The organism is Sphingomonas sp. PL-96 (assembly GCF_020707215.1).
Taxonomy (GTDB): domain Bacteria; phylum Pseudomonadota; class Alphaproteobacteria; order Sphingomonadales; family Sphingomonadaceae; genus Sphingomonas.
In genome coordinates this window covers 63562-81174 of the sequence record NZ_JAJFET010000006.1, presented here as the reverse complement: position 1 = coordinate 81174, position 17613 = coordinate 63562, and the positions used below count along the sequence as shown (strand labels likewise).

Genomic DNA, 17613 nt, shown 5'->3' with positions numbered 1-17613 from the left:
GATATTGCTAGTGACTCGCAATTGTACCTGCGCTAGGGGGCTGCATCCGATTGGGGGGATCGAATGCAACTTACGAAGACTCTGCTTTCCAGCGCGGCCATCACCTGCCTGGCGATCGCCAGCGCGCATGCGGCGCCCGGCGACGAGGACACGGGCCAAGTCGCGGCAAATGGCCGCACCGGTGACGAGATCATCGTGGTCGGCAAGAGCTATGGTCGCGAAGTCGGCAAGACGGTGACACCGCTCAAGGACGTGCCCAACACGATCACCGTCGTGGATCGCGAGCAGATCGAGGCGCAGAACCTGTTCACGCTGGAGGACGCCATGACCGCGACCAACGGCATCACCGTGACCGGCGTCGGCAGCGAGGATCCATCCTTCATGTCGCGCGGCTTTGCGATCACCAACTATCTGGTGGACGGCGTGCCGACCCTCGCCTTCGGCTTTCCGGGGGTGGTGCCGGACCTGTTCGCCTATGACCGACTGGAGGTGCTGCGCGGCCCCGCCGGCCTGTTCAGCGGATCGGGAAGTCCGGCCGGCAGCATCAACCTGGTGCGCAAGCGCCCGCTGGACGAGGATCGCATCAGCGCGTCCGCCGGCTATGGCAGCTACGACAATCTGCGCCTGGAAGCCGATGGATCCGTCCGGCTCGGCGACAAGGCCGGCATCCGCGTCGGCGCGATGCTGCAGGACCAGGACCAGTTCTATGACGTCGCACATCGCAAGCGCTGGGGCGGGTTCGCAGTCGGCGAACTGGAGATCGGCGATCGCACCACGTTGACCGCGGGCGTCTATTATGACCGGTTCAAGCCGGCGATCCAGTCCGGCCTGCCCGGCTATGCCGGCGGCGCGGACGGCAGCGAGGGCCGGCTGCTGGACGTGGCGCGCTCGACCTATCTGGGCGCCGACTGGAACCGCTTCGATGCCGAAAGCACGTCCGCCTTTGTCGAGGTTGCGCACCGGGTAAGCGACCGCTGGACGCTGCGGGCCACCGGATCGATTGCGAACGTCGATCGCTTCGACGTGTACAGCTATATCGGCAACCAGGCGGTGACGACCGAACCGGTCGGCACCACGCCGGCCAACAATGGCGTCACCAGCCATATCGCGTTCCGGGGCGACAACCGGCAAAAGACGCGGGCCTTTGACTTCAACGGTGTCGGCAGCTTCCCGCTGTTCGGCCGCGACCAGACGCTGATCCTGGGCATGGATTACCAGGCGCAGGACTATACCAGCGATTATACCCGCCTCTCCAACTATGCGCGGATCGACGTCTTCAACCCGGTGTCGCCGCTGGAGCCGCCGATGGATCCCTATGGCCCGCTGCCGCCCTATCCGGTGCAGGGTACCGCCGGGAACTGCGCGATCGCGGGCCAGTGCGTGACTCAGGTGTATGGCGGCACGATCACCCAGGTCGAGCAGTACGGCCTGTACGGGCAGACGCGCATCAGCCCGGTCGCGGGGCTGACGCTGGTCGGGGGCGGACGCCTGACCTTCTGGGACACGAACACGCAGGTTACACGCCCGACCCCCGGCCCGGTCGGCGGCTATGGCGTGGACGGCCGCTTCACGCCCTATGTCGCCGCGTTGTGGGACGTGACCGACACGCTGAACGTCTATGCGAGCTACGCCGACAGCTTCACTCCGCAGGTCGGCCCCGGCGGCCGCGCGCGCGCCGATGGCGGGCAGACCGAACCGCTGATCGGCGACCAGTATGAGGCGGGAACGAAGCTTGCGCTGTTCGGCGACCGGTTGCTGCTGTCGCTTGCGGGTTACCAGATCGTCCAGAAGAACCGGATCATCAACGACCCCGACGACGCCACCCTGTTCGTCCAGGCCGGGCGGGTCCGCGCACGCGGCATCGAGGCCGAGGCGAGCGGCGAGATCCTGCCCGGCTGGCGCGTCAACGGCGGCTACAGCTTCACCAAGACCAAGTATCTGGAAGACGCACAGCCGCAGTTCAACGGCATCCCGCTTACCCCGATCATTCCCGAGCATATGGTGAAGCTCTTCACCAACTATGCTCCGGTCGACGGACCGCTGGCGGGCGCCAGCATCGGCGGCGCGGTGACCTGGTTCGACGGGACCTATGGCGGCAACCCGGCAATCTACCGCGCGGATGGCAGCGTACTGACGCGTTCGACGATCGTCCGTCAGGGTGCCTATGCCGTGGTGGACCTGCGCGCAGGCTATAAGCTCAACGACCGCATCGGCCTGTCGGTCAACGTCAACAACCTGTTCGACAAGAGCTACTACTCGCGCATCTCGTCCACGGGCCGCGGCAACTACTACGGCAGCCCGCGCACGGTGTTCGCGACGCTGCGGGTGAGCTATCCGTGAGCATCCCCTCCCTCCATCTCCGCTCCATGAAAGGGCAATCCATGAAGAAGATGCTGTTCGCCGCGCTGCTGGCGGGTCTGCCCGCAACCGCCCAGGCGCATGAGGTCTGGATCGAGCGCGACGGCACGGGCCCGGCGCGCATCTATCTGGGCGAACCGGCCGAGGCGATGCCCGAGGGCGGCGATCCTGAGTTCGCCAAGCTCAAGGCGCCCAAGCTGCTCGCCGCGCCCAAGGCGGCGCTGGTCCGCAAGGCGGGCTATCTGGAAGCCGCCGTCCCGGCAGGCGACGTGCGCGCCTGGGACGACAGCGTGTTCGCCCCCTGGGGAGAGCCCGGCAAGCAGGAATCGGTGGTCTATTACGCGCGCGCTGGTCGGACCGAGACGCGTGCGGCGCTGCCGTTCGAATTCGTCCCCGTGACCCCCGGCGGCGACCGCTTCCGCCTCGTGCGCGACGGCAAGCCGGTGGCGGCGATCGAGGTGACGGCGATCGCGCCGGACAAGGCAACCACCAAGCTTGCAACCGATGCCAGGGGCGAAGTCACCGTGCCGGCCGCTGCCAAGGGTCGCTATCTGCTGACCGCCGCCCTCAAGGACGAAGGCGCAAACACTACGCCGGCGGGGCCGGTCGCCGTACTGCACCGCATCACGACGATCAGCTACGTCGCACGCTGAGTTGCTGCAAACCGGGGGCCGTGCCGGACAAACTCGGCATGGCCCTTGCGCGCATGGGTGACAGCGGCGACACAACCGCCTTCACCAGCATAGTGGATCCCCATGCGCCGCTTTCTTCTCGCCTCCGCCCTGCTCGCCGCGCCCGCCATGGCCGCGCCGGACAAGCCCTCGCCGATCCTGACGACGCCGGACGCACGCGACGTGCTGACCTATGCGCGGCCGGAAATCGCGCGCGTCACCCACGTCGACCTGAACCTGACGGCGGATTTTGCCAGCCGCACGATGCGCGGCACCGCCACGCTCGACATTCTCGCTCGCCCCGACGCGCGCGAGATCGTGCTGGACGACAAGGGGCTGGTGATCACCCGCATCACCGACGCGGGCGGCAAGCCGCTCCAGTGGACGGTCGGCGCCGAGGACCCCTACAAGGGCGCGCCGCTGACGGTGGCGATGGGCGAGGCGCGCCGTATCGTGATCACCTATAGCTCGCAGGCCGATGCCCGCGCGCTCGGCTGGCTGGCGCCCGAACTCACCGCCGGCAAGCGCAAGCCCTATCTGTTCAGCCAGGGGCAGGCGATCAACAACCGCAGCTGGATCCCGACCCAGGACAGCCCCGGCATCCGCCAGAGCTGGAGCGCCGCGATCACCGTCCCCGACGATCTGGTCGCGGTGATGAGCGGCGAGCGGCTGACGCCGAAGGGGGAGCCGGCGGGCAAGGGCCAGCGCCGCTTCCGCTTCCGCATGGATCGCAACGTGCCGCCCTATCTGATCGCGCTGGCGGTGGGCGACATCGACTTTCGCGGCATCGACGGCCGCACCGGCGTGTTCACCGAACCGGGTCAGCTTGACCGGGTGGCGACCGAGCTTTCGGACACGGGCAAGATGGTGGACACGGCGGAGTCGCTCTACGGCGACTATCGCTGGGGTCGGTTCGACGTGCTGGTCCTGCCGCCCTCCTTCCCGTTCGGCGGCATGGAAAACCCGACGCTCACCTTTGCCACGCCCACGATCATCACCGGCGACAAGTCCAACGTCGACGTGATCGCGCATGAGCTGGCGCACAGCTGGTCGGGCAACCTCGTCACCAACGCGACCTGGTCGGACAGCTGGCTGAACGAAGGCTTCACCACCTATTTCGAGAACCGCATCGACGAGAAGCTCTATGGCAAGGAGCGTGCGGCGACGCTGGCAGACCTGTCGTGGGACGACCTGCAGCGCGACCTGAAGGAGGCAAAGCCCGAGCAGACCCGGCTGCACGGCGATCCTGAAGGTACCTATGGCCAGCTCGACTATACCAAGGGTTCGACCTTCCTGCGCACCATCGAGGTGACGGTCGGGCGGGAGGCGTGGGACGCCTATCTGCGCTCCTATTTCGACCGCCACGCCTTTCAGCCGCAGACCAGCGCCAACTTCCTGAAGGACCTGCGCGCGAACCTGATCAAGGGCGATGCGGCGCTGGAGCAGAAGCTCCAGCTCGACGCCTGGGTGTACCAGCCGGGGCTTCCCAGCAACGCGGTGCATGTGAAGTCGGCGACGCTGGCGAAGATCGACCAGCTTCTGGAGCGGGTGAATGCCGGCGCGCCGATTGCCTCCGTCGATGCCGGCGGCTGGTCGACGCAGGAGTGGCTGCGCTTCCTGAACGGCCTGCCCCGCCGCCAGACGCCTGCGCGCCTGGCCGAGCTCGACCGGACGTTCGGCCTGTCACAGTCGACCAACGCCTATGTCCGCTCCGCCTGGCTCGTGCTCGCCATCCAGAACCGCTACCAGCCGGCCGTCGCCTCCACCGAGCAGTTCCTGCCCAGCGTCGGGCGTGGCCTGCTGATCATGCCGGTCTATCGCGCGCTGAAGGAGCAGAGCGACTGGGGCATGCCGATCGCCCGGCGCACCTTTGCCAAGGCGCGCACCGGCTATCATCCGGTGACCGCCGCTGCGATCGAACAGCTGCTGAAGTAAGCGTATGGCAGGGCGGCGGCCTTCGCGTCACCGCCCTGCCTCGTTCCTAGAAGCGCATGGTCAGCGACCCGAGCACCGACCGCGGTGCGCCCGGATAGATCCACAGCGCGCTGTAGCTGCTCTGCGCATAGGTCTGGTCGAGGAGGTTATCGACCTCGACGCGCGCGGTCAGGCGGTCGGTGAGCGGGAATGCCGCACTCGCCTTTGCCTTGAAATAGCCGTCCAGGCGCAGGCTGCCACCGTCCAGCGCCGCTGCGCGCGGGCCGACATAGGTGCCGCCCGCACTGAGGTCGAGGTCGCGGCCCGCGACGGGCAGGCTGGCGAACAATTGCAGCGTGCCTGAGTGGCGCGGCACGTTGAGGACATCCGCGCTCGGAAAGGCCGGATCGCGCGCCTCCGCATCCGTATAGGCATAGTTGCCGATCAGCCGGACGCCTTCGGCAAGGTCGATTTCGCCATCGACCTCCACGCCGCGCGAACGGATGCGGCCAACGGTCGCAAGGAAGTTCACGTCGAGCGGATCGGTCGCCAGGATGTTGCGCTTCGACACACTGAACCAGCTGACGCCGGCGCGGAATGCATCCAGCACCAGCTTGGCGCCAACCTCATAGCCCTTGCCGGTTTCCGGCGCGAAGGCATTGCCCTCCCGTCCCACGCTGGAGTTGGGGCGAAAGCCCTCGCCCCAGTTGGCGTGAAAGGCGAAGCGGGGGTCGGGCCGGTAGCGCACGCCGGCGCGGAACTCGAGCGGGTTGCGCTTCAGGCGGCTGAGCTGCCCCGTGCGCAGATTGTCGATGGTCTGCTTCAGATGCTCGTACCGCATCCCGCCGACGACGCTGAGGGAGTCGGTGACCTCCCACATGTCCTGTGCGTACAGGGCGACCGCCTTGCGCCGCTCGTCGGTAACCGTGAACGGCACCAGCGGGCCGGCAGTGCCGCCGTAGACGGGGTTGAAGACGTCGATCGGATAGGGCTGGTCCGCGGTCGGCCGGAACCGCTCCTGATAGGTCGAGAAATCCAGGTGGTAGAAGGTCGCGCCCACACTCGGGCGATGCGTTCCGAACGCTTCCACCGTGCCCCGGACCTCGGCACGCGCCGACCAGTCGGTGAGGTTCCAGTCGCGCAGGCGGCGCTGCCGCCGCATCGTGCCGTCCGCCAGCAGCGTAGAAGCCTCGGTGGAAAAGCCATGGATGCGGCCGTCGCGATAGGCGCCACCGCCCACCAGCGACCAGCCGCCGCCCAGATCCTGCTCCAGGGTGAGTTCGTGCCGCCAGTTGGTGGAAGCGACGCGGCCATCCGCCGGCTCGCCCAGGAACGTCTCGCGCGGAACCGCCTCGGCATCGTCGCCGATCGCGGGGATGCCGCGGTCGAAGGGCGAACGATACTCGATATACTCGCCCTGATAGGTCAGCGTCGTCCCCTCGGCGGGTCGCCAGCTGACCGATGGCGCGAACAGGCGGCGGCGAAGATCGACATGATCGCGGAAGCCGTCGCTGTTCTCGATGGCACCCACCAGCCGGATCGACAGGCTGGGATCGAGCAGCGATTCCACGTCCCCCTCAAGCCGATAGGTGCCAAAGGAGCCGGCGCTGGCGGTGAGGCTTCCGCCGGTACGGAACTGCGGCTTCTTGGTGATCACATTCACGACACCGGCCGGGTCCACCGAGCCGAACACCGCGCCGACCGGCCCTTTCAGCACTTCGATCCGCTCGACATTGGCAGGATCGCGCGGCGGGCCGAAGCCGCGGTTCGCCAGGAAGCCGTCGACGAAATACTCCGCCCCCGTATCCGGCGTGCCCAGGAACCCGCGGATGGCGTAGTTGTCGCGCAGCCCGCCCAGGTTGTTCTGCTGCGAAATGCCGCTGACCAACTCCAGCGCATCTGAAAGCCGGCGCACGCCATAGTCGTCCAGGATCGCGCGATCGAGCGCGATGCTCGCCTGCGACATGCGTTCGGTGACCACGTCGGATCCGTTGACGCGATCGATCCGGCGACGGCCGAGCACGACGATGTCATCGACGGTGTCGTGCCGGTGCTTCCGCGCTTCGGCCGGATCCTCGCCCGCCACTTCCTGTGCGGCAGCTGGCGCGAACCCTGCCAGCAGTGCCAGCGTCGACGCGGATCCCCAGCGTACGCCAGCCCGCGTAACCGCCCGAACGTTGCGCATACTTCCCCCATTTAGCTGATCCGCCCCTGCCTCTGCGACAGGGTTGCGTCATGTTACACCGTCTCATAAAGGCGACGTGCTGCAGCGCAAGATCGAAAAAGGGCGAACCGTTGATCGACACCATTCCCGCTTCCGAGCCAGCCATTGCGATCCGCGGGGTGCGCCACAGCTATGGCGATCGCATGGTGCTGCGCGACCTCGACCTCACCGTGGGCAGGGGCGAAGTCTATGCGCTGCTGGGCGGCAATGGTGCCGGCAAGTCGACCACGCTCAACACGCTGCTCGGCTTCCTGAAGCCCGCAGCGGGCACGGTCCGGATCTGCGGCATCGATCCGGTCACGCAAGCAGCCCAGGCACGTGCGCTGCTCGCCTATGTGCCGGAAAGCGTCGCGCTCTACGATCATCTGAGCGCGCGCGAGAACGTCGACTATTTCCTGGGCCTCGCCGATGCCGAGCGCGGGCGGGACGCGGTGATCGACCCGGCGCTCGACGCGGTGGGGCTGCCGCGCCACGCCTGGGACAAGCGCGTCGGCGGCTTTTCCAAGGGCATGCGGCAAAAGGTCGCGATCGCGCTGGCGCTGGCGCGGCATGTGCCGGTGCTGCTGCTCGACGAACCGACCTCCGGCCTCGATCCGCAGGCGACGCTGGAGTTCAACCGCCTGCTCGCCACCGCACGGGCGCGCGACGTCGCCATCCTGATGGTGACTCACGATTTGTTGAGCGCCGTCGACATCGCCGATCGCATCGGCTTCCTGTCGGCAGGCCGGATCGAGGAAGAGCGAGTGGCGGCCGTCGGCGATACGCGGTTCGACCTAAACGCGCTGCACGCGCGCTATGCGCATCCGCAGGTGCCTGCATGAGTGCCGCGACGCGGATCGCGCGCGAGGAGTGGCGCGGGCTGCTGCGCAACCGCGCCGGCGTGATCGCGACCGTGCTCCTGGTCGCGCTGGTGCTGGTGGCGAGCTTTGTCAGCCTGGAACGGCGCGCGCGGATCGAGGCGGATCGCGCCCGCTATCAGGCGAGCGTCGATGCGGAGTTCGATCGCCAGCCCGACCGCCACCCGCACCGCATGGTCCATTACGGCCAGTTCGTATTCCGGCCGATCGCGCCCCTCGCCTTCTTCGACGCAGGCGTCGACAGCTACACCGGCAACACCATTTTCCTGGAAGGCCATCGCCAGAACAGCGCCAACTTTGCCGAGGCGCGCCAGTCGTCGCTGCTGCTGCGCTTCGGGCAGCTGACCCCGGCGTTCGTGCTCCAGACGCTGGCGCCGCTGCTGCTGATCTTCCTTGGCTTTACCAGCGTCGCGCGGGAGCGCGAGCGCGGCACGCTGCGCCTGCTGCTCGCTCAAGGGGTCCGCGGGCGCACGCTGCTCGCCGGCAAGCTGCTCGGCCACGGCGTGGTGGCGCTCGCGATCGGGGTGCCCGCCTTTGCCGTGTTGCTGGGCTTTGCGGCCACGGGCGCAGCCCCCTGGGGCGCTACGCTGCTGCTGATCCTGGGCTATGCCGCCTGGCTGCTGCTCTGGGCGCTTTTGTCGGTGCTCGTTTCGACATGGGCACGGCGCTCGCGCGATGCCTTGGCGGCCTTGATCGGGCTGTGGATGGTGGGCGTGATCTTGCTGCCCCGCGCCCTGCCCGAAGTGGCGACGAGCCGCGCCACCTTGCCGACCCGCATCGAGACCGAGGTGGCGCTGCACCGCGACCTCGCCAGCATCGGCGACAGCCACAACCCCGACGACCCTTATTTTGCCGATTTCAAGCGACGCACGTTGGCGCGCTACGGCGTGACGCGGGTGGAAGACCTGCCGGTGCAATATGCCGGGCTGGTCGGCATGGAGGGCGAACGCCTGTCCACCGAGCTCTATGCCCGTGCCGCGGCAGACATCGCCGCGCGCGAGGCGACGCAGAACCGCTTCGTGCACGGCTTTGCCGCCGTCAGCCCGCTGATCGCCATGCGCCAGCTGTCGATGACGCTGACCGCCAGCGGCCCTGCCGCGCATCTCGACTTCCTCAACCAGGCCGAGACGTTTCGCTATCGCTTCGTCCAGACGCTCAATCGCATGCAGGCCGAGCTGATCCCGCACATCGGCGGGGAAGATCCGCGCGTGTCGGCCGAAAATTGGAAGCGGGTGCCGCGCTTCGCCTATCGCCCGCATGACCCCCTGCGCGCCGAACCGGACACGATCGGGTGGAGCCTTGCCGTCCTGCTCGGATGGCTGGTCGGCCTGGGCATATTGGCGGCGCTTGCCGCCCGACGCATCGGAAAGGTTGCCCAGTGAGCCGTGTTCGTGCCGAACTCCGCCTGATCCTGCGCTCGCCGCTCGGGGTCCTTGCGCTTGCGCTTCTGCTGGCACTGTCCTCGCTCGCCGTCTGGTCCGGCATCGCGCAGATGGAGAGGCAGGAGGCGACGATCGCCCGCGTCACGGCCGAGCAGGCACGCGACTTCGCCGCCGTCGCCGATGCGTACGGAAAGCCGGACGGCGATGCGGGCTACGCCGCCTATTACAGCTTCCTCCTCACCCATGACGCACCCCCGCTGCTCGCCTTTGCTGCGATCGGCCAGCGCGACATCCAGCCGTTCGTGCTGCGCGTCCGCGCCCTGGGGCTGCAACAGCAGCTCTATGATGCAGAGGCGATCAACGCCGAGCTGGCACTGCCCGGCGTCTTCGACTGGGCGTTCGTGCTCGTCTACCTCGCCCCGGTGATCGTGATCGCCCTTAGCCATGACCTGGTCACCGGCGAGCGCGAGGGCGGGCGCCTCCGCCTCCTGCTGTCGATGCCCGGGCGTGGCCTGTGGCGGCGGCGGATCGGGCTGCGCTTCGCCCTTAGCTTCGGGGCAGTGTCGCTGCCGTTCCTGGTCGGCGCGCTGGTCACGACCGCGCCCGTAGGGGGTGCGGTGGCGATGCTGCTGGCGGCGGCCCTCTACCTCGGCTTCTGGTTCGGTGTGGCGCTGCTGGTCGGCAGCATCGTGCGGGCGTCCGCCACCGCGGCGGCGTCGCTGATCGGCTGCTGGATCCTGCTCACCCTGGTGTTCCCGACGCTCGCCAATGCGGCGATCGCGCGCGCCATCCCGACGGGCAAGGGCATCGACGTGACGCTCGCCCAGCGTGAGATCGTCCACCACGGGTGGGACACTTCGAAGGCCGACACCTTCGCACGCTTCTTTGTCCGCCATCCCGAGTGGCGCGGGCGCGAGGGATTCGAAGGCCGATTCCACTGGAAGTGGTATTTCGCCATGCACCAGGTCGGTGACGAGGCGGTCGCGGGGGACGCCGCCGCCTATCGCGCCAGCCTGACCGCGCGCGAGACCTGGACTGCGCGCGCCGGCACGATCCTGCCCGGGGTCGCGGCACAGGGCGTGCTGCACCGCATCGCCGACACCGATCCGTTCGGCCAGTTCGCCTATCAGGACAGCATCGCCGCGTTCCACGATCGGCTGCGGCGCTTCTTCTATCCTTATCTGTTCGCCGACCGGCCGTTCACCCGCGCCGATTTCGACCGGATCCCGGCGTACACGCCACGCGCTCCGTCGGGCTCGCTTCCGAGTGCGTCGCTGCTGGCGCTGCTGATCGCGGCCGCGCTGCTGCTCGCGATCGGCGGCGTCCGGGTCGGGCGGATCAGCGGCACCGGTCGCGCGTGAGGCCTTTGCGTCGCAGCGGCGGCAACTAGTCGCGGAAGACGAACTCCAGCGTTCCGCCTTGCGCGATCAGTGCATGGTCCACGGAATAGCCCTTCAAGGGCTGCCCGTTCCAACGCATCTGCCATGCCCCTGCTCGCGCGGCCCCTGTCGTCCTGACGACCAGGCGGCGGCCGTTCCCCAGCTGGACCTCGGCGTGGTCAAACGCGGGCGGCGTGGTCACGTAGAAGGGCTTGCCCGGCGCCAGCGGGTACAGGCCCAGCGACGCCCACACATACCAGGACGCCATGCCGCCCGCGTCGTCGTCCATTCCATCCGCATAGCCCACCGGGTCGAGCGCAAAGGCGCGGCCATGCCAGGGCGCCGGGCGCTTGCCGGCATTGGTGTACCAATGGTCCATCGGCTGGTGGAGGATGGTATTCACCAACTCCCGCGTGCGCTGGGGTTGGCCCGTCATCGCGAACAGGAACGGTGCCTGGATGTCGGGCTGGTTCGTCATGTTGAACAGCCCCTCGTCAAAGAACCGCGCGAGCTCGGCGTTGAAGCGTGCGCGGCCAAGGCCCTGGTTCACCACCCAGTCGAGGTCGAACACCGGCGCCCAGCGATATTGCCACAGCGTGCCCTGGTAGAGCCCGCGCGCCTTCACCGTGTCGGAATCGGGACCGATCTCGCGGAACACCTTTTCCCACATCGGGCGGTAGGACAGTGCATCGGCGCGCAGTGTCTGCGACAACGCCGACTGGCCCAGGTCCTGCGCAAGCTCGGCGGCAGCCCAGGCGTCATAGGCGGTTTCGATCTGCTGGTCGGGCGTCTCGCGCGGCAGCCCGCGCAGTTCCTCCACCATCAGCGGAAGCACGCGTGCGGCGTCGAACCCGCCGATGCCCTTGCGCCGGAAGTCGAGCAGCGCGATGCCGGCATGCTCGGTGCGCACGGTGATGAACGGTTCGTGCTGGGTCGCCCATTGCGCCTTGCCCGCCATGTAGAGCTCGGCCAGCGACGCGGCGATGTCGGCAGCGCGTGGGGTGTCGAGCAGGCCGATCAGCGGCAGCTGGGTGCGGTAATTGTCCCAGACCGCCCAGCCGGCATAGCGATGGTGCCCGCGCGGAACCTGGTGCAGCGTGCCGTCGGATCGGCGATAGCGGCCGTCCATGTCGTCGATCCGCGCCGGCGTCTGCATTGCCCTGAACAGGTGCGTATAGACCAGCCGGGCGCGCTCGCCGGTACCGGGAACGCGCACTCGGCCCAGTTCGGCTGCCCAGGCGGTGCGCGCGCCGGCGCGAACCTGTTCCAGCGTCCGGCGGCCGATCATCGCGTCCAGCACGCCGTGCGCCGATTGTGGGTCGACTACCGACAGCCCGGTGCGCAACTCGACCTGCGCACCCGCCGCGACCGGCAGGTCGAAGGCAAGCTTGTCACCGGCAAGCGGGATGGCGGCGGCCGTCACTGGCTTGCCGTTCAGCGTCAACGCAGCGGCGAAGGCCAAGTGATAGGTGCCGTTGTCGCACACCGTGCCGGCCGACATCCGGCCGCGCAGGTCCCGGGCCGCGGTCCCCGTCCACTCGGCGCTCTTGCGCTTGGTATAGCCGTGCCGCGGATCCAGCACGACGCGCACGGTTCCGGCGCGCGGCAGGGTGAAGCGGGAAATGCCTGCGGCCCCGATCGCTGCAAGCTCTGCGGTGATACCGCTGCCGTAGCGCACCCGATACCAGCCGGGCGCCGCTTTCTCCGACGCCTTGTCCATGCGCCACAGCGGCGCATCGCCCGCATAGCCGACCGCCACGTGAAGGTCGCCGCCGCCGCCGCCGCAACCCACCCCCACCGCACGGGTGTGCGAGAAGCCGGTCAGCTGGGTCGCGGCGAAGTCATAGCCGGCGTGTTCGGCCGGACGGGTGTCCGGCGACAACTGGACCATGCCATAGGGCCCGGTCGCGGCAGGCGTGAGCTGGCCATGGTCGCCCGAGGTGCCGACAAACGGATCGACGAGGTCGACCGGCTCCGCCGAACGCTGCGCCGCCGCAGCCGTGGAGAACAGGAGCAGGGCGAGGCCGAGGGTCGTGCGGATCATGCGTGAGCCTCTACGGAGTGCGGCCAGGTCGCGCGAGCCGAAACGGTAGCGGACCAGCGGAAACTACCGCGCTTCCGGCAGCGATGCTGCACGGGCCGGGCACAGGCGGCTAGTCGTCTTCTTCCATCTCGCGATCGATCGCGTCCATGAAGTCGCGTGCAGCCTCCCGGTCGCCCGCGTCCTTGAACGCCACGTCGAGGTCCGGCGCCGCGCCCAGCATGTACATCAGGCACCACAGCGCGAACCGACGGCCGCTGTCCTGCTCCAGGCCGAACTCGATCCGCAGGCGCTCCAGGCCGTCGGAAACTTCCGCCGGCGACAGGGTGGCGAGATCTTCCGTGTTGAAGAAGCGCACGAGCAGTTGGTCGAAGTCCATGCCCGACCGTAGCGCAAGAGGGGCCCTGTGTCTTTCCGGAAGCGGGCACCACCCCCTTTGCCGCTATTTCGCGCGGCCCAGGCACGGCCCGCCGTCGGGACCAACCTCGCCCGTGCAGGTCCGCACCCGCGGCAGCGTGTCCGGCAGTTCCTTCAACCGGTTGCGGCCGTCGCTGCCGCGCTCCAAGTCGAACCCGTCGTACAGCGTGCCGCTGGCGGTATAGGTGCGGAACTGGAGCTTGCCGGCGTCCACGTCGACGATCTGGAACAGCTCGGTATCCTCGGCCGTGCGATCCGGCTGGGTGCGCGCCCGGTCGTTCAGGCCGTACATCTTCGATCCGGTGACTGAGACGAGATAGACCGGCCCCTGCGTCGCCCCCTTGGCTCGCGCCGCGCGCCCGGCTTCCCGGCCCGCCTCGGCGGTCAGGCGGCTGTAGCAATGGTCATGGCCCTGCAGCACCAGGTCGACGCGACGGCGGTCGAAGATCGGCTTCCACGCGGCCTTCAGCTTCTCCGTGTCGTTGGGCCGCGCGCAGGTGAAGATCGGCTGGTGGAACAGCACGACATTCCACTTGGCGGTGCTCGCCGCCAGCGTCGCGTCCAGCCATCGGGTCTGCTGGTCGAGCGCGTTCAGGTCGAGCGCGGCGGTGCCGTCCAGGATCACGAACCGAACGCCCTGATAGTCGACGAAATAGGTCGTCGCCTTGACCGGGTCGACGCCATTCGCCGGCAGCGCGAACTGCAGCGGCCAATAGGGCCCGAGCTTGCGGCTTTCCCGGCCGTCGGGGAGCATGTGGTCGACATATTCGTGGTTGCCGGTCGCCGGCAGCTGCGGGATTTGGCTGTAGTTGTAGCCGCCCGCCTGGTTCCACTCGCCCCATTCGTCGTCATGGTCCAGGTCGTCGCGCTGGGCGGCAAGATCGCCGGCATGCACCGTCAGCGCGATCCTGCCCTCGGCAAAGCCCTGCCGGATCACGCGCGCGGCATAGGTCAGGATGCCGTTCTGGGTATCGCCCAGATACAGGAAGCGGAACGGGCGGAACCGATCAGCGGCAGTACGGAACTGCAACCATTCGGTCCAGCCCGCTGCCCCCTTCACACGATAGGCATAGGTCCGGTCCGGCTCCAGGCCGGTGAAGCGGATCTGATGATAGTTGGCAGGGCCGTTGGCGCTGTCGATCGACCGGGTGGTGCCAGAAAGCGTGCGTGCCTGCCGCTCCAGCGTCGGGCCGTCGACGGCGACCGCGATCTGCGCCTCGGCAGTCGCCTGGTTCCGGTCGGTCCGGAACGCGACTGCCATCTCGTGCGCAGGGTCGGCGCCCGCGGTGAGCACGATCCGGTCGGGAAGGTTGCGCGGAGCATAGGGCAGCCCCGGCGTGCGCGGCACCGCCGAGGTCGCCGGTGCCTGGGCAAGGGCGGGAGCAGCCGACAGCAGCGCCGCTGCGACCCACAACACCCGCATCAGAAGTTCGCCCGCACGCCGAACTTCAGCGTGTAGGAATATTCTTCATATTGCAGCAGGCGGCGCGTGATCGGTGCGTTCTGATAGGCCACGTACTTCGCGTTGTTGATGTTCACCCACTCGCCGAACAGCTGGACGTTCGGCGTCAGGCGGAAGCGCGCGCTGGCGTCCAGCTGGAAATGCTCGCGCACATAGCGGTCCTCGGCCGCGACTGCCTGCACCTCGTCCAGGTACTTGTCGCGATAGGTGCCAGCCAGGCGCAGGCTGATCGGCCCCTTTTCATAGCCGAGCACGGCGTTGAACGTGTGCTTGGACGAGGCGGGCAGCGGAATGTCGCGCAAGCCCCCGGTGTCCCCGTCGAACGTCTGCGTATGGCCGTCGGTGAAGGTGTAGTTGAAGTTGGTCAGCAGGCCATCGAACGGTGCCGGGAGCATGGTATAGGCCTGCGAATAAGCGACTTCGATGCCGCGGACCTTGGCCTTGCCCATGTTGAGCGGAATGTCGGCTTCGGTGAAGGCGATGCCGCGATAGCTGCCGTTATAGGGCGCGTCGTCGCCCTCGAACGTCACAGTGGTGATGTAGTCCTTGATGTCCTTCGCGAACACGCCGAACTGCAGCACGCTGGCGCTGGCGAAATACCATTCGAAGCCCAGGTCCACGTTCCATGCGCGATAGGGCTTCAGGTCGGGATTGCCGAACGCGCCTTCGGCATCGTCACCATCGCGCTCGACGGAAAAGCGCGGGGCGAGCTGGCCGATGCTGGGGCGTACCAGGCTCTTGAACACGCCCGCGCGCAGCACGACCTGATCGGTCGCCTCATAGCGAACCAGGGCGCTCGGTAGCCAGTCGGTGTAGCTGCGGCGGATCTGGTTGGGCGTGACGATCAGCTGTTCGTCGTCTTCGCCGTCCTCGTTCAGCGTGACGGTGTTGCCGTTGATGTCGTTGCGCGTGTGCTCCATGCGCACGCCGCCGATCATCCGCAGCGGCCCGGACTGGTAGCGTCCGAGCAGATAGCCCGCGTAGATGTCCTCATCGACGCGATAATCCTCGACCACCGAGGCGAACGCCGAGCCCAGCGTGTCGAGCTCGAACCCGCCCGCATTCGTGTCGAGGAAGCCGCGCTCGCCCTTCTTGGCGACGACCGGCCCAAGCTCCGCGAGCCGATAGGTCTGGCCTCCCACCACGTCGGCCAGCGTGAAGTCGCCGTCATAGCCGTCAAACGTGTCGACGTTCAGGTCGTACTGCTTGCGACGCAGCCGGGCCTTGCCGCCGAACTGGACGTCGAAGCTGCCTTCCGCCAGCGCGAAGCTGCGAGTCACATCGCCGCGGAAATTCCACTCGCGATCGGTCGATCGGCTCAGCGTCGTGCGATCGAAGCTGTCGAACGCATAGGCGCTGGGATCGCTGAACTCGGCCGCGCTGGCGCCGCCGACGGTGAAGCTGGGCAGCAGATAGTTGGAATAGTCGAAGCCGACGGTCAGGTCGTCGCCTTCCTCACCCTCGAAGTCACGGCGGAAGGTGATCGGGTCGATCGAGCCGTTCTCCAGCTCGGACGCGCGGGACCATGCCGCAGAATATTGCAGGCGCCACGGGCCCGTGTTGGTCTCGCCGCCGACGCTGTAGGACTGGATGGTCTGCTTCTCGAAGCGATCCTTCAGGTCGCGTTCCACCCGGATCCGGCCGTCTGCGCTGTCGAAGCTGGCCGTGCTGCCCGTCGACGTGGCGGGATCCTCGTCCATCTCGAAGATCAGGCGGCGGCGATCCTCCTGGTCGGAGAAGCGATTGTAGATACCGCGGGCGTACAGCGTGGTGGTGTCGCTCGGCCGCCAGTCGAACGACAGCGAACCGCCCGTGCGCAGGCGACGCACATCATAGTCGCGATACTCGACGGTGTCGGCAAAGCCGTTGCCCGCATCGTCGACGTTCCAGCCGTCCATCTCGACATTGTCCGTCTCGAACTTGCGCAGGTAATAGGATGCGCCACCCGACACGCCGAAATTGTCGCTGATGCGGGTCGAGAAGTTGACGCTGCCCTTGGGCGTCACCTCGTTGGAATAGTTGTTGTACGATCCCTCGATCGACGCGGCGAGCAGGTCCTTCTTGCGGTCGAACGCGCTGGTCGTCTTGATCTCGACGGAGGCGCCGATGGTGTCGGCATCCATGTCCGGGGTCAGCGACTTCTTGATCTCGATCGACTCGATCAGTTCCGACGCGACCACGTCGAGCGCGACCGAGCGGGTGTCCGCCTCCGGCGCGGGCACCCGGACGCCGTTCAGCGACGCGGCGTTCAGCGACGGGTCGAGGCCGCGGACCGCAATGAAGCGGCCCTCGCCCTGATCGTTCAGCACGTTGACGCCGGGGGCGCGACGCACGGATTCGGCGACGTTCTGGTCAGGGAACTGGCCGATTGAATCGCGGGTCAGCACGCTCTCAACGCCGTCCGCGCCACGCTGGCGGCTGAGCGCGCTGGCGAGGTTCGCGCGCTGCCCGGTCACCAGAATGGTATCGTTGCCGCCAACCGAAACGTCCTGGGTCAGGTCGCCGCTCGCATCGACCGTGATCGGCATTTCAACCGGCTCGGCCCCGACATAGCGGACGCGCAGCGTATAGGTGCCGGCCGGCACGTCGCTGAAGCGGTAGCGGCCTTCCCGATCCGCCTCGACGCTGCGGCCGAGTTCGACCAGCGTCACCTCTGCGCTGGCCAGCGTGCGGGTTCCGCTCGCGTCCGAAACCGTGCCCGCGACCTGGCCTGCGAATGCGGCAACAGGCGCGACCAACAGTGCCGAACCCAGCAGAAGGCGCAGCCGCGCCGAAACTCTCGCCATGATACTTCCCCGAACCCCTTGTTCGGTGGCGCCACTGCGTCCCTTTTGTGACATCACTGTTGCAGTGGGTTCGTCAGGGCGCGGGATCCGGGAAGATTCTCACATGACGGATAAGGTGCCGG

General features: G+C 67.7%; 11 protein-coding genes. 6 read left to right on the top strand and 5 right to left on the bottom strand.

Annotation, left to right across the window (positions count from 1 at the left end; all coding sequences use genetic code 11):
• Window positions 1–63 precede the first annotated feature (63 nt).
• From LK533_RS12090 to LK533_RS12080, 3 genes are all read left to right on the top strand, one after another.
• Window positions 64–2340 carry a TonB-dependent siderophore receptor gene (locus LK533_RS12090; RefSeq protein ID WP_229363232.1) on the top strand — a complete coding sequence of 759 codons (2277 nt, stop codon included), beginning with the start codon at window positions 64–66 and terminating at the stop codon, window positions 2338–2340.
• A 41-nt stretch (window positions 2341–2381) separates the two neighbouring features.
• Window positions 2382–3011, top strand: a complete 630-nt coding sequence (locus tag LK533_RS12085; RefSeq protein WP_229363230.1) for a DUF4198 domain-containing protein — start codon at window positions 2382–2384, stop codon at window positions 3009–3011.
• Between the two features lie 102 nt (window positions 3012–3113).
• On the top strand, window positions 3114–4964 hold the full coding sequence (locus LK533_RS12080; RefSeq protein WP_229363229.1) for a M1 family metallopeptidase: 1851 nt from the start codon (window positions 3114–3116) through the stop codon (window positions 4962–4964).
• A gap of 46 nt (window positions 4965–5010) precedes the next feature.
• Here LK533_RS12080 and LK533_RS12075 read toward each other — a convergent pair whose 3' ends face one another.
• The gene (locus tag LK533_RS12075; protein WP_229363228.1) at window positions 5011–7128 is read right to left on the bottom strand and encodes a TonB-dependent siderophore receptor; all 2118 of its coding nucleotides are present in this window, start codon (window positions 7126–7128) and stop codon (window positions 5011–5013) included.
• A 110-nt stretch (window positions 7129–7238) separates the two neighbouring features.
• Between LK533_RS12075 and LK533_RS12070 the strand changes: the two genes are divergently transcribed.
• The 3 genes from LK533_RS12070 to LK533_RS12060 are packed head-to-tail and all read left to right on the top strand — an operon-like array spanning window position 7239 to window position 10767.
• A complete protein-coding gene (locus tag LK533_RS12070) occupies window positions 7239–7988 on the top strand; it encodes an ABC transporter ATP-binding protein (RefSeq protein WP_420705853.1) in 750 nt (249 codons plus the stop codon).
• Window positions 7985–9406, top strand: a complete 1422-nt coding sequence (locus LK533_RS12065; protein WP_229363227.1) for a DUF3526 domain-containing protein — start codon at window positions 7985–7987, stop codon at window positions 9404–9406. Before LK533_RS12070 ends, LK533_RS12065 begins: the two co-directional genes overlap by 4 nt.
• Entirely contained in the window at window positions 9403–10767 is a 1365-nt protein-coding gene (locus tag LK533_RS12060) for an ABC transporter permease (protein ID WP_229363226.1), read from the top strand. Before LK533_RS12065 ends, LK533_RS12060 begins: the two co-directional genes overlap by 4 nt.
• Before the next feature lie 25 nt (window positions 10768–10792).
• Here the strand turns inward: LK533_RS12060 and LK533_RS12055 are convergent, their stop codons facing one another.
• The 4 genes from LK533_RS12055 to LK533_RS12040 form a co-directional block, all read right to left on the bottom strand.
• Complete coding sequence (locus LK533_RS12055; protein WP_229363225.1) at window positions 10793–12829, bottom strand: glycoside hydrolase domain-containing protein; 2037 nt, start codon at window positions 12827–12829, stop codon at window positions 10793–10795.
• Window positions 12830–12938: 109 nt separating this feature from the next.
• Entirely contained in the window at window positions 12939–13205 is a 267-nt protein-coding gene (locus LK533_RS12050) for a hypothetical protein (RefSeq protein WP_229363224.1), read from the bottom strand.
• 63 nt (window positions 13206–13268) lie between these two features.
• A complete protein-coding gene (locus LK533_RS12045) occupies window positions 13269–14669 on the bottom strand; it encodes a metallophosphoesterase (RefSeq protein ID WP_420705858.1) in 1401 nt (466 codons plus the stop codon).
• Window positions 14666–17491, bottom strand: a complete 2826-nt coding sequence (locus tag LK533_RS12040; RefSeq protein WP_229363220.1) for a TonB-dependent receptor — start codon at window positions 17489–17491, stop codon at window positions 14666–14668. Before LK533_RS12040 ends, LK533_RS12045 begins: the two co-directional genes overlap by 4 nt.
• Between the last annotated feature and the right edge of the window lie 122 nt (window positions 17492–17613).

Excerpts from the sequence above, each read along its gene's own strand:
- LK533_RS12090 (WP_229363232.1), top strand. The coding sequence starts at position 64 with ATGCAACTTACGAAGACTCTGCTTTCCAGCGCGGCCATCACCTGCCTG.
- LK533_RS12085 (WP_229363230.1), top strand. The coding sequence starts at position 2,382 with ATGAAGAAGATGCTGTTCGCCGCGCTGCTGGCGGGTCTGCCCGCAACC.
- LK533_RS12080 (WP_229363229.1), top strand. The coding sequence starts at position 3,114 with ATGCGCCGCTTTCTTCTCGCCTCCGCCCTGCTCGCCGCGCCCGCCATG.
- LK533_RS12075 (WP_229363228.1), bottom strand. The coding sequence starts at position 7,128 with ATGCGCAACGTTCGGGCGGTTACGCGGGCTGGCGTACGCTGGGGATCC.
- LK533_RS12065 (WP_229363227.1), top strand. The coding sequence starts at position 7,985 with ATGAGTGCCGCGACGCGGATCGCGCGCGAGGAGTGGCGCGGGCTGCTG.
- LK533_RS12055 (WP_229363225.1), bottom strand. The coding sequence starts at position 12,829 with ATGATCCGCACGACCCTCGGCCTCGCCCTGCTCCTGTTCTCCACGGCT.
- LK533_RS12050 (WP_229363224.1), bottom strand. The coding sequence starts at position 13,205 with ATGGACTTCGACCAACTGCTCGTGCGCTTCTTCAACACGGAAGATCTC.
- LK533_RS12040 (WP_229363220.1), bottom strand. The coding sequence starts at position 17,491 with ATGGCGAGAGTTTCGGCGCGGCTGCGCCTTCTGCTGGGTTCGGCACTG.